Origin of the sequence: Qipengyuania sp. SS22 (assembly GCF_025736935.1) — a bacterium.
Lineage (GTDB): Bacteria > Pseudomonadota > Alphaproteobacteria > Sphingomonadales > Sphingomonadaceae > Qipengyuania.
Genome location: NZ_CP107048.1, coordinates 307,685 through 319,346, shown reverse-complemented (window position 1 = coordinate 319,346; position 11,662 = coordinate 307,685). Strand labels below are relative to the sequence as shown.

The window sequence follows — 11,662 nt, the reverse complement described above, 5'->3', positions numbered from 1 at the left end:
GACGTTCTCGGCAATTGATTTTCAGGGAACAGCCGCTATGTGCGCATCCACCCCAATGAACAGGGGGCGCTTAGCTCAGTTGGTAGAGCATCTCGTTTACACCGAGAGGGTCGGCGGTTCGAGCCCGTCAGCGCCCACCATCTCCGCCAGCGCGGAAACTCCCGAGCGCAAGCGAAGGGCCTGAGCATCTTGGGATCAGGTGCGGGAGAGGGGCATCCGCCAGACCTACGACATCGCGATCATCGGCTGCGGTCCGGCAGGGCTCGCAGCGGCATTGCTGCTCAATACGGACGGCCATGCCGTCACCCTTTTCGAAAGGTTCAACGAACCAAAGCCGCTCGGCTCGGGACTGATGCTGCAGCCCTCGGGCATGGCCGTGCTTGATGCGATGGGGCTCGCGCATGCAACGGCCACTCGCGGCGCGCGGATCGATGCGCTTTTCGGCATGCAGGAACATGGCCGCACCGCGCTCGATGCTCCCTATGCGAAGCTCGGCAAAGGCGAGGCTTTCGGTATCGGCATTCACCGCGCGAGCCTGTTCGGTGTGCTCTACGAGGAGGTGCGGGCGGCCGGTATTGCGATCCGGACCGGGCACGAAGTGCGCGACACAAAACTCGTGAGCGCCGCCCGGAGACTGTTGTTTGCCGATGGCAGCCTGTCGGACCGCTTCGATTTGGTCGTCGATGCCAGCGGCTGGTCCTCTAGTATCGAATTTGGCAACAACCACGGCTTGCTGCCTTTCGGCGCATTGTGGGCCACCATACCGGTCGAGCCGGGCGATCCTTATGCCAAGAACCTCCTTGAACAGCGCTATCGCCGCGCATCGCAAATGGCAGGCGTGCTACCGATCGGATCGCGCGGGGAAGGCCTGCCACAGGAGGCTGCCTTTTTCTGGTCGCTCAGGCGTAAGGGCCATGCGCAGTGGTGCAACAACCCCATTGAACGCTGGAAGGCAGACGTCCTCGAACTTTGGCCCGAAATCGAATTCCTACTCGACCGAATCGGTTCACACGAGGATCTCACCTTCGCGCGCTATGCGCATCGCAGCGCGCATCGCCCCTACCGCGAGCGGTTCGTTCGGATCGGCGATGCCTGGCATTCGGCCAGCCCGCAACTTGGGCAAGGGGCGAACATGGCGCTGCTCGATGCCTGGAGCCTCGCTGCCGGCCTGCGCGAAGGGCATTGCTTACGCCAAGGTCTGCGCCTGTCGGCCGGCTGGCGGCGCGACCATGTCGATCTCTATCAGGCGATTACCTACGCCTTCACTCCGCTGTTCCAGTCGGACGATGCGCTCTGGCCGTGGCTACGTGATCGCATCGTCGCGCCGCTGTCCGGCTTCGGCCCCGTGGCCAGGCTGCAGGCAAATCTCATGAGCGGTTTGTTCGGTTTCCCGCTACCAATTCTGGGGCTCGACCTACCCGATTACTCCGCGATCGCCGCGTCGATGGCGGCGCGGGCTTCTTCGCCCGACCAGTCGTAATCGCCCTGCACGCGCCAGACCTCCTCCCCCGTAGCATCGTAGAGCACCGTGGTCGGCATCACCCCGCCGCCGAGCGTGAAGCCGAGTTCATTGTCCGGGTCCATCCACGGTTCTAGCCTCGCATAGCCGCCCGCCGCGAAAAACGGTTCGACCACTGCGGCCCCCTGCATGTCCTGGCTGACCGTCAGCACCCTGAGGCGCCCGTCATATTCGCTCGCCAGCGCGTCGAGCAGCGGCATTTCCTTGACGCAGGGCGCGCACCAGGTGGCCCACAAATTGAGCAGCACCGGCGTCCCGCGCAGCGTACCGAGATTGAGCGTGCGCCCTGCCGGATCGCTGACCATCATCGCAGGCATGGGCGTGCCCGCCTCGCTCGGGTCGATCTGCGCGGTTGGCGCGGATGAAGCGCTGCTTTCTTGCGCCGCATCGGGTGCGCCCCTATCGCAGCCCGCGACAGCAAGGCCGAGGACGAGTGCAAGCGTGAACGACAATCGGGACACAAAAGGCTCCAACAGTATGTGGGGCGGCAGGTTCGCCGAAGGGCCTAGCGCGATCATGCGCGAAATCAACGCCTCGATCCCCTTCGACAAGGCGTTGTGGCGCGAGGATATCGCAGGCAGCCGCGCGCATGTCGCGATGCTTGCGAAGCAGGGCATCGTCAGCGGCGCAGATGCCGAGGCGATCGACAATGGCCTGCAGCAGATCGCGGCGGAGTACGAACGCGACGGCGTGCCCGAGGATTGGGATCTCGAAGACATCCACATGACCGTGGAAGCGCGGCTGACCGAAGTGGTCGGCGCGGTTGCCGGGCGGCTGCACACCGCACGCAGCCGCAACGACCAGGTGGCGACCGATTTCCGCATGTGGGTGCGTACCGCCAACCGGCGCGCCATGGCGGGGATCGAGGCGGTGCTCGGGGCGCTGATTACGCGCGCAGAGGAACATGCCGACAGCATCATGCCCGGGTTCACCCATCTGCAGACCGCGCAGCCGGTCACGCTGGGCCACCATTTGCTCGCCTATTTCGAAATGCTGATGCGCGACCGCTCGCGCTTCGCCGATGCGCTGGCGCGGATGGACGAATGCCCGCTGGGCTCGGCTGCGCTGGCGGGCACCGGCTTCGACCTCGACCGCGACATGACCGCCGAGGCGCTCGGCTTCGCGCAGCCCACGCGCAACAGCCTCGATGCCGTGTCGGACCGGGATTTCGCGCTCGATTACCTCATGGCGGCGAGCCAGTGCGCGCTCCATCTCAGCCGGCTGGCCGAGGAATTCATCATCTGGGCGAGCCAGCCCTTCGGCTTCGTCAAACTGCCCGACACGCTGTCGACCGGCAGTTCGATCATGCCGCAAAAACGCAATCCCGATGCCGCCGAACTGGTGCGCGGGCACGCGGGGCGGGTGATCGGCTGTGCGACCGCGCTGATGGTGACGATGAAGGGCCTGCCGCTCGCCTATTCCAAGGACATGCAGGACGACAAGCCGCCGGTGTTCGAAGCCGCGGGGCTGATCGATTTGAGCCTTGCCGCGATGGCGGGCATGGTCGCCGATAGCGGATTCGAGACCGCCCGGATGCGCAAGGCCGCCGAAGCGGGCCACGCCACCGCGACCGATCTGGCCGACTGGCTGGTGCGGCAGGCGGACATTCCCTTCCGCGAAGCGCACCATATCACGGGCGCCGCGGTCAAGCTGGCGGACGAGCAGGGCGTCGCGCTCGACGGATTGTCGATCGATGATCTCCAGCGGATCGACCGCCGCATCGACGCGCGCGTGTTCGATGCGCTGTCGGTCGATGCCTCGGTGGCCGCGCGCGCATCCTATGGCGGGACCGCGCCGGTTCGCGTAAGGCAGCAGGTAGCCGCGGCGAAACAGCGTCTCGGCATGGAGGTTTGATGCGCAAACGGGTCGCCCTTGCCGCTTTCGTGATGCTCGGCGCCTGCGGGCAGAAATCGGCGCTTCAGCCGGTCGAAGGGACCGCCCTCCCGCCCGCGCCCTATGGCGCGGCGGTGCAGCCGACAGCGGACGAATTGCTCGCGCTCGAACCCACTGCCGCGCCCGACCGCAGCGTGGAATTGCGCACCCGTTCGGAAGAACGCGAGGATGACCCTTTCGAGCTTCCGCCCGAGTAATTTCAACACCGCAAGCAAGCCTTGCTCGACATGCAGCGGGGCTTTGGGCAGAGGCGGTGCCCATGGATCATTTTGAGCTGAGAGACGGCGTATTGCATGCCGAGGGCGTGCCGCTGCCGCGTATTGCCGAAGAGGTCGGGACGCCGGTCTATATCTATTCGCGCGCGACGCTGGAACGGCATGCGCGCGTGTTCCGCGAGGCGCTCGGCAAGCTCAAAGACCCGCATATCGCCTTTGCGGTGAAATCCAATCCCAACCTCGCCGTGCTCAAGATACTGGCCAATGAAGGTTACGGTGCCGACGTCGTTTCGGGCGGCGAGCTGACCCGCGCGCTGGCCGCGGGGATGAAGCCCGAGGACATCGTTTTCTCGGGCGTCGGCAAGACCCATGCCGAGCTGCTTCAGGGGCTCGATACGGACATCGGCCAGTTCAACATCGAGAGCGAGGAAGAGGGCTACGAGCTTGCCGCCATCGCGGCACGGCACGGCAAGCGCGCCGCCTGCGCTCTGCGCGTCAATCCCGATGTCGATGCGCGCACGCATGAGAAAATCTCGACCGGCAAGCGCGAGAACAAGTTCGGTGTACCGCTCGACCGGGCGGCGGAAATCTATGCCCGTCTGGCCGAAGAGGACGGTCTCGATATGCGCGGCGTGGCGGTGCATATCGGCAGCCAGCTGTCGACGCTCGAGCCGCTCGAGACCGCCTTCGGCAAGGTCGGCGCGCTGATCGCAGAGTTGCGCGCGCGCGGCTGCACTGTCACCCACGCCGATCTCGGCGGCGGGCTGGGCGTACCCTATAAGGCGGGCGAAGAACTGCCCTCCCCGGCCGAATATGGCGCCATGGTCGCGCGCGTCACGAAGGATTGGGACGTCCGCCTCGCGTTCGAGCCGGGCCGCGTGATCGCGGGCAATGCCGGCGTGCTGCTGACCCGGGTGATCCGCGCCAAGCGCAGCGGCAACGGCCCGCCTTTCGTGGTGGTGGATGCGGCGATGAACGATCTTGCGCGCCCCGCCATGTACGGCGCGTGGCACGATTTCGATGCGGTCGAACCCAGCGGCGAGCGGATGACCGCGCATATCGTCGGGCCGATCTGCGAAACCGGCGATACCTTCGCGATGGACCGCGATTGCGATGCGCTGGTGGCGGGCGATCTGGCGGTGTTCCGCACTGCCGGCGCCTATGGCGCGACGATGGCTTCGTCTTACAATTCACGCGGCTTCGTGGCGGAAACGCTGGTCGATGGCGATCGCTATGCAGTGGTCGCCGACCGGATCGCCGCCAGCGCGATCATGGATGCCGAACGCGTGCCCGAATGGCTCGACTGATTCGATACCGCGATGCATAGCCTGCCGCTGTTCCACCGGATCGCCGGGCGGCGCGTCGTGGTGGTCGGCGATGGCGACATGGCGGGCGCGAAAGCGCGGCTAGTCGAACGCGCGGGCGGAATTCCCTGTACCGAAACCGAAGCGCATCATGCGGCGCTGGCCTTCGTCGCGCTGGATAACCCCCGTGCGGCCGAGGCCGCGGCACTGCGGCTCAAGCGCGCGGGTCTGCTGGTCAATGTCGCCGACCGGCCCGAATTGTGCGATTTTACCCTTCCCAGCCTGCTCGACCGCGACCCGGTGCTGGTGGCGGTGAGCACGGGCGGTGCCTCTGCCGGACTGGCAAAGCACTTGCGGCTGCGGCTCGAAGCGATCCTGCCGCAATCGCTGGGCGCGCTGGCCAGTGCGCTGAGCGCGGCGCGCGAGCGGATCCGCGGGCGCTATCCCGATGGCGACAGCCGGCGGCGCGCGATAGATGCCGCGCTTCAGGAAGGTGGCGCACTCGATCCGTTCGAACCCGGCAGCGCGGACGCGGTGGAGACATGGCTGGAGGGCAAGACAGCCGCCGAAGAGAAGCGCGTGCTCGAATTCACGCTCACCAGCGACGACCCCGAAGATTTGACCATCCGGCAGGCACGCGCGCTGGGCCAGGCCGATACAGTGCTGCACGATCCCGCGATTGCCGAAGCGATACTGGTCCGCGCGCGCGCCGATGCGGTGCGCCAGCCGCTTCCTTCAGAGCCACCCGCGAGCGGGCTGACCGTATTGTTGCGGCGCGGTTAGACGACCGCGAGTTCGGTCGCGCCGACTGCCGCGAAATAACGCGCCAATGCATCGGCCGTATTGTCCGCCAGCGCGATATAGGCGCGGCGGCGGTCATGCGGATCGGATACGCGCACCAGCAGATCGGCATCGACCATCTGCCCGATCCAGCGCAGGGCGGTGGTCGCGGGCACCCCGGCGGCGATACATAGCGAGGTAACGCAGACCTGCTGCCGCTCGGCCCGCGCAGCGGCGAGATCGAGCAGGATATCCCACGCCGGATCGGCAAACAGCTCGGCATCGAGGAAACGCATCCGCAGCTGGCGCGCCTTGATCAGCTTGCGCAGCACCGCCGCCTCGGGAAGACGCGGGCGATCGGTTCCGTCTTGCGCGACTTTGTAGTCTTCTCCCTCCCCGCGCCACGCAGGTGCGGGCGATTCGAAGCGGAACGCACCGCCGCCTTCGCGCTGTCCGGGGGACAATTGTTCGAGCCGTTCGGCGATCTGCCCAACCTGCTCGGTCAGGCGGAGCAGCATCAGCCGGTCTTCCTCGCCCATTTCGCGCAGGCGCAGATTGGGCACCCGCGCCAGCACGCGGCCGATCGCGATGATGCGCTCGGCACGGCCCGGATCGACGAGGATTTGCGGTGCCGACATCGAGAAACAGCCGAACACGCTGTCGAGCGCACCCATGGTGGTGGAGACCACAAGCTGCGCGCCTGCCTTCCCCCCGCGCATGTCGAGCCGCGACAGCAGCGCCAGCGCATCCGCGCTCGCTTCCGCGCAATCGACCAGCACAAGATCGCCCAGCGCGCCGAGCGGCCCCTGCGCATATTCCTCGAGACTGCAGCATTCGCGTATGCGGAATCCCGCCGCGGCCGCATCCTCGCGCATTTCGGCGCGGATATGCGCGCGGTCGGCGAGCACGGTCACCGCCAGCTGGCACCCGGCGGCATCGCGCACCGGTTCATAATCGAAATTCGCCGCCATCGACTCGCCCTCCTTCGCTGGAATACGGGAACAGGATGAGAACAAATGTGGATCACGTCAAGAAGGCGGGAAAAATTCCACATCACGATTGAACCTTTCGCGCTGCTGCTGCGACTATCGGATCATGGCAGCTAACGAAGCCTCATCACCCGATACCGGGCGGCTCTATGACGAGCTGCTCGTCACGCTGGTGCAGAAGGGCGACCGGCGCGCGGGCGAACGGTTGGCGATCCGCTGGCAGCCGCGGCTGGCACGAACCGCGCGCCGCTTGCTTGGCGATGACGAAGCGGCGCTGGTGGCGGTGCAGGAGGCATGGCTGTCGATCCTGCGCAATATTGCGGGTTTGCGCGACCCGGCGCGGTTTGCCCCCTGGGCCTTCGGCATCCTGCGCCGGCGCTGCGCCGATCGGATCCGGCGGATGCAGGCCGACCGCACGCGCCGGGGCGAAAGCGAGGACGAACCCGTGCTTCCCGCTGCGGCGGATGACGCGCTGGCCATTCGGCAGGCCTTCGCCGCGCTGCCGGCGGACCAGCGGCTCGCCGCGCAATTGTTCTTCGTCGAGGGGCTGACCCTCGCCGAAATCGCCGAGGTGCAGGAGGTGCCGCTGGGTACCGCCAAGACGCGCCTCTTTCATGCCCGCCGTAAGCTGAAGGCGGCCCTATCCGGAGACGACACATGACCGATATCGACACCCGTATCCGCGGCGCGCTCGACGCGGATGACGAAGCTTTCCTCGCCGCGCTCGATCCCGACCGCGGGATGTTCCAGCAAATCGGCGACAGCATGCGCGGTCCGCTGGGCGGCTGGGCCAAAGTGAGCTTTGCCACCGCAATCGTGATCGGCGTGGCGCTCGCCTATTCCTTCTACCGCGCGCTGACCTTCGCAAGCATCGAGGCGCTGGTTGGCTGGGGACTGACCTGTATCGCACTGCTGGTGATGCAGGGCTTCCTCAAGGAATGGATGTTCGCGCGAATGAACATGCTGACGTTGCTGGCGCAAGTGAAGCGGCTCCAGCTGCAGGTCGCAATGCTGGAGGAAAAGCGCGGCTAGGGACGGATCTCGATCGGCGTGCCATCGGGGATCAGGCTCCACAGCTCGGCGATCTCCGCGTTCGACAGCGCGATGCAGCCATCGGTCCAGTCGCCGGGAATCCGCGTTTCGTAAGGCAGGCCGTTGGGCTGGCCGTGGAGGAAGATCAGCCCGCCCGGCGACCGCCCGCGCGAACGCGCATAGGCACGGTCGCGCGCATTGGGATAATCGATGTGCAGGCTGAGATAATAGCTCGACTGCTCATTGCCGTAGGTAATCCTATACCGCCCCTCGGGTGTGCGTTCGTCACCCTGGAAGCGTTTGTGGCCTTGCGGCGCATCGCCATATTGCAGGCCCGAATAGGTGCGGATCGCGCGACCGCCCTGATAGACCCACAGCGTGCGCTCGGACTTGTCGATCAGGACGAAATCGGCCCGCTCACCCGGCCGCGCCTGCTGCGCCTCCGCCGTCGAAACCGGCAGCGCGGCGGCGGCAAACAGGGCAGCGAGGAAGGCGGCGAGAACGCGCATGGTGTCGCCACCATAGCGCGGATTTCCCATCAATCCATAAACGGATCGCGCATCAGGATCGTGTCGTCGCGCTCGGGACTGGTCGACACCAGCGCCACCGGCGTTTCGATCAGTTCCTGCACGCGCTGGATATACTTCACTGCATTGGCGGGCAGATCGGCATAGCTGCGTGCCCCGGCGGTCGATTCGTGCCAGCCTTCCATGCTTTCGTAAATCGGTTCGACCGCGGCCTGGTCGGCGGCGTGGCTCGGGAAATAGTCCATGATCTTGCCATGGAGGCGATAGCCGGTGCAGATCTTCACTTCGTCGAGCCCGTCGAGCACGTCGATCTTGGTCAGCGCGATCCCGGTCACGCCGCTGATCGCGCAGGTCTGGCGCACCAGCACGGCATCGAACCAGCCGACGCGGCGCTGGCGCCCGGTGACCGTGCCGAATTCATGGCCGCGCTCGCCAATGCCTTTGCCCACCTCGTCATCGAGCTCGGTCGGGAAGGGACCGCTGCCGACGCGGGTGGTGTAGGCCTTGACGATGCCAAGCACGAAGCCGGTGGCATTGGGCCCCAGCCCGCTGCCCGCCGCAGCCGTGCCGCTGACCGTGTTCGAGCTGGTGACGAAGGGATAGGTCCCGTGGTCGATATCGAGCAGGACGCCCTGCGCGCCTTCGAACAGGATCTTGGCGCCGGCCTTGCGGACCTTCTTCAACCGTTTCCACACCGGCTGCGCATATTTGAGCACGAAGGGCGCGATCTCACGCAGTTCGGCGAGCAATTGCTCACGATCGACCGGGTCCTGGTCGAACCCGGCGCGCAGCGCGTCATGATGCGCGCACAGCCGGTCGAGCTGCGGTTCGAGATGGTCGAGATGCGCCAGGTCGCACACGCGGATCGCGCGGCGGCCGACCTTGTCCTCGTAAGCCGGGCCGATACCGCGTCCGGTGGTGCCGATCTTGCCCGATCCCGCGGCCGCTTCGCGCAGCCCGTCGAGATCGCGGTGGATCGGCAGGATCAGCGGACAATTGTCGGCCACCGCAAGGTTATCGTCGCTGATGGTGACGCCCTGCGCTTCCAGCTTCTCGATCTCGGCCTTGAGCGCCCAGGGGTCGAGCACCACGCCATTGCCGATCACGCTGAGCGTGCCCGAGACGATGCCGCTGGGCAGCAGCGAGAGCTTGTAGGTGGTGCCGTCGATAACCAGCGTATGGCCGGCATTGTGCCCGCCCTGGAAGCGCACCACGGCATCGGCGCGGCTGGCCAGCCAGTCGACGATCTTGCCCTTGCCCTCATCGCCCCATTGGGCGCCGATCACGGTGACGTTGGCCATTCGATAGTTCTCGCAAATGTAAGGAAATCAAACGCCGCGGGCGTTAGGCTTATCTAGGGCACGGGGCAAGGCGCTTTGCCGGAAACATGAGGGCGCACATCCATTGGTAGGGCAAAGGAGATTCTATGACCGATTACCCCACCCTCGCGCTCAATGACGACCGCCAACTGCCGCAGCTGGGCTTTGGCACTTACAAGATCGACGAAGACGACGCACCTGCTGCGGTCAAAACCGCTATAGACGTGGGCTACTGGCTCATCGACACCGCCGCGATCTACCAGAACGAGGGCGGTGTCGGCAAAGGCGTTGGCGACTGGTCGGACATCTTCCTGCAGACCAAGATCTGGAACGACAGTCAGGGCTTCGACCGCACCAAGAAGGCGGCGGACAAATCCCTCGAACGGCTGGGCCGCGACCATGTCGATATGCTGCTGATCCACTGGCCCTGCCCCGACAAGGACCTGTTCGTGGATACCTGGAAAGCGTTCATCGAACTGCGCGACGAAGGCAAGGCGAAGTCGATCGGCGTGTCGAACTTCCGCGAGCAGGACCTGCGCCGGATCATCGACGAGACCGGTGTGACTCCCGCGCTCAACCAGATCGAACTGCACCCGACCTTCCAGCAGCGCGAATTGCGCAAGCTGCACGACGAACTCGGCATCGTCACGCAGTGCTGGTCGCCGCTGGGCCAGGGTGCGGGCATCGAGAATGACACGATCGAGGCGATTGCGGGCGAAACCGGCCAGCCTGCGAGCGCGGTGATCCTGTGCTGGCACCTGCAGCACGGGCTGTGCCCCATCCCCAAGGCATCGAGCCGCGACCACATCGAAGCCAATTTCGCCGCGCTCAAGTTTGAACTGTCCGACGACCAGATGAGCCGCATCGACGCGCTCGACGATTCCGAAGGACGCATCGGACCCGATCCGGGCGATTTCGAAGGCTAACTGCCGTGCTTGACTGTATTATATGGACATGACACCTCCCGTGGAGTTTTCGGGAGAGTGTCATGTCCATTTTTCTTGCTGCCCTGCTCGCCGCGACGACGCCCTCGGCGCCCATCGCAAGCGAGGCGAACGATCCGGTATCCACCGTCGATCAGGCTGCGCGGGATCGGGGCGAACTGAGCGAAGTGCTGGTGCTGGGCAGCGCGCACCTCAGTTCGCTCCCCGAGAATTTCGACACGAAGCGGCTCAACCCGCTGCTCGACCGGCTCGAGGGCTGGCAGCCCGATGCAATCGCGATCGAGAGCCTCGATGGGCCGCAATGCGATTTCCTGCGCGCCTATGAGCATGCCTATGATGGCACGGCGGAGACCTATTGCCCCGATCCCACACCGGCGCGTGAAGCGCTGGGCATCGGCGCGGCGCAGGCGCACCGCGAGATCGGCGAACTGCTGGCCGAGGCCGCCCCCGACCGCCCGGCATCGCAGCGCCGCCAGCTGGGCGCGCTGTTCCTGGCCATGAGCGATCCGAATTCGGCGCTGGTCCAATGGCTCAGGCTACCCGAAGCCGAACGACATGCAGGCGGCGCGCTTTCCGACCAGCTTGTCCAGACCTTGGCAAAGCGAATGGCGCGCATGAGCGAATCCAGCCTGATCGCCGCACGGCTGGCGGCCCGCCTCGGCCATGAACGGGTCTATCCGGTGGACGATCACACCGGCGACATTGCCGGGCAGCCGATCGACGAGGAATCCTTCGGCAAACACCTCCGCCAGATTTGGGACAATCCCGCCACTGCCAAGCGGCTGGCCGCCTATCAGGAATGGCAGAACGAACTCGAAGATGGCACGCTATCGGTACTCGAATGGTATCGGCGCCATAATGCCGACGAACCGGCTCGACTGGCAATGGCGGGCGATTTCGGTGCGGCCGCAGGATCGACGCTGCCGGGCAATAATGGCCGCAAATATCTCGCGTATTGGGAGACCCGCAATCTGCGCATGGTCGCGAACCTGCGCCAGGTGATCGGCGACGAGCGCCGCGTGCTCGCGATCGTCGGCGTTTCGCACAAGCCCTACTACGAACGCTATCTGCGCATGACGAGCGATGTCGTTGTGGTCGATACCGATGTGGTTTTGAAGGCCGACTGATCGGCGGGGGTGC

13 protein-coding genes and 1 tRNA gene are annotated in these 11,662 nt (G+C 65.6%); 10 read left to right on the top strand and 4 right to left on the bottom strand.

The window, feature by feature from the left end; translation table 11 throughout:
- Positions 1 to 64 precede the first annotated feature (64 nt).
- Positions 65 to 140, top strand: a tRNA-Val gene (locus N6L26_RS01495).
- Between the two features lie 59 nt (positions 141 to 199).
- On the top strand, positions 200 to 1,480 hold the full coding sequence (locus N6L26_RS01490; RefSeq protein ID WP_263606294.1) for an FAD-dependent oxidoreductase: 1,281 nt from the start codon (positions 200 to 202) through the stop codon (positions 1,478 to 1,480).
- Here the strand turns inward: N6L26_RS01490 and N6L26_RS01485 are convergent.
- Positions 1,423 to 1,980, bottom strand: coding sequence for a TlpA disulfide reductase family protein (locus tag N6L26_RS01485; protein WP_318173611.1), 558 nt, complete (start codon positions 1,978 to 1,980; stop codon positions 1,423 to 1,425). The two genes, N6L26_RS01490 and N6L26_RS01485, sit on opposite strands and share 58 nt — an antisense overlap.
- Positions 1,981 to 2,035: 55 nt before the next feature.
- Between N6L26_RS01485 and argH the strand changes: the two genes are divergently transcribed.
- The 4 genes from argH to N6L26_RS01465 all read left to right on the top strand — a co-directional run bounded on the left by argH (position 2,036) and on the right by N6L26_RS01465 (position 5,714).
- Positions 2,036 to 3,373, top strand: coding sequence for an argininosuccinate lyase (gene argH / locus N6L26_RS01480; protein ID WP_263606293.1), 1,338 nt, complete (start codon positions 2,036 to 2,038; stop codon positions 3,371 to 3,373).
- Complete coding sequence (locus N6L26_RS01475) at positions 3,373 to 3,609, top strand: hypothetical protein (protein WP_263606292.1); 237 nt, start codon at positions 3,373 to 3,375, stop codon at positions 3,607 to 3,609. The genes argH and N6L26_RS01475 overlap by 1 nt, the downstream gene beginning before the upstream one ends.
- Before the next feature lie 62 nt (positions 3,610 to 3,671).
- A complete protein-coding gene (gene lysA / locus N6L26_RS01470) occupies positions 3,672 to 4,934 on the top strand; it encodes a diaminopimelate decarboxylase (protein ID WP_263606291.1) in 1,263 nt (420 codons plus the stop codon).
- Between the two features lie 12 nt (positions 4,935 to 4,946).
- The gene (locus N6L26_RS01465) at positions 4,947 to 5,714 is read left to right on the top strand and encodes a bifunctional precorrin-2 dehydrogenase/sirohydrochlorin ferrochelatase (protein WP_263606290.1); all 768 of its coding nucleotides are present in this window, start codon (positions 4,947 to 4,949) and stop codon (positions 5,712 to 5,714) included.
- Here the strand turns inward: N6L26_RS01465 and N6L26_RS01460 are convergent.
- On the bottom strand, positions 5,711 to 6,682 hold the full coding sequence (locus N6L26_RS01460; RefSeq protein WP_263606289.1) for a MarR family winged helix-turn-helix transcriptional regulator: 972 nt from the start codon (positions 6,680 to 6,682) through the stop codon (positions 5,711 to 5,713). The genes N6L26_RS01465 and N6L26_RS01460 overlap by 4 nt on opposite strands.
- A gap of 124 nt (positions 6,683 to 6,806) precedes the next feature.
- On the opposite strand from N6L26_RS01460, the gene N6L26_RS01455 reads away from it, so the two are divergent.
- Both N6L26_RS01455 and N6L26_RS01450 read left to right on the top strand, forming a co-directional pair.
- On the top strand, positions 6,807 to 7,361 hold the full coding sequence (locus N6L26_RS01455) for an RNA polymerase sigma factor (RefSeq protein WP_263606288.1): 555 nt from the start codon (positions 6,807 to 6,809) through the stop codon (positions 7,359 to 7,361).
- Positions 7,358 to 7,732 (top strand): DUF6768 family protein, encoded by a 375-nt coding sequence (locus N6L26_RS01450; RefSeq protein WP_263606287.1) that lies wholly within the window; start codon positions 7,358 to 7,360, stop codon positions 7,730 to 7,732. The genes N6L26_RS01455 and N6L26_RS01450 overlap by 4 nt, the downstream gene beginning before the upstream one ends.
- Here the strand turns inward: N6L26_RS01450 and N6L26_RS01445 are convergent.
- Both N6L26_RS01445 and N6L26_RS01440 read right to left on the bottom strand, forming a co-directional pair.
- On the bottom strand, positions 7,729 to 8,241 hold the full coding sequence (locus N6L26_RS01445) for a L,D-transpeptidase family protein (RefSeq protein ID WP_263606286.1): 513 nt from the start codon (positions 8,239 to 8,241) through the stop codon (positions 7,729 to 7,731). The genes N6L26_RS01450 and N6L26_RS01445 overlap by 4 nt on opposite strands.
- 29 nt (positions 8,242 to 8,270) lie before the next feature.
- Positions 8,271 to 9,560 carry an adenylosuccinate synthase gene (locus N6L26_RS01440; protein WP_263606285.1) on the bottom strand — a complete coding sequence of 430 codons (1,290 nt, stop codon included), beginning with the start codon at positions 9,558 to 9,560 and terminating at the stop codon, positions 8,271 to 8,273.
- Positions 9,561 to 9,685: 125 nt separating this feature from the next.
- On the opposite strand from N6L26_RS01440, the gene N6L26_RS01435 reads away from it, so the two are divergent.
- Positions 9,686 to 10,504, top strand: coding sequence for an aldo/keto reductase (locus tag N6L26_RS01435; RefSeq protein WP_263606284.1), 819 nt, complete (start codon positions 9,686 to 9,688; stop codon positions 10,502 to 10,504).
- A gap of 62 nt (positions 10,505 to 10,566) precedes the next feature.
- Positions 10,567 to 11,649: a DUF5694 domain-containing protein gene (locus N6L26_RS01430; RefSeq protein ID WP_263606283.1), complete on the top strand. Its 1,083-nt coding sequence runs from the start codon at positions 10,567 to 10,569 to the stop codon at positions 11,647 to 11,649.
- Positions 11,650 to 11,662 lie beyond the last annotated feature (13 nt).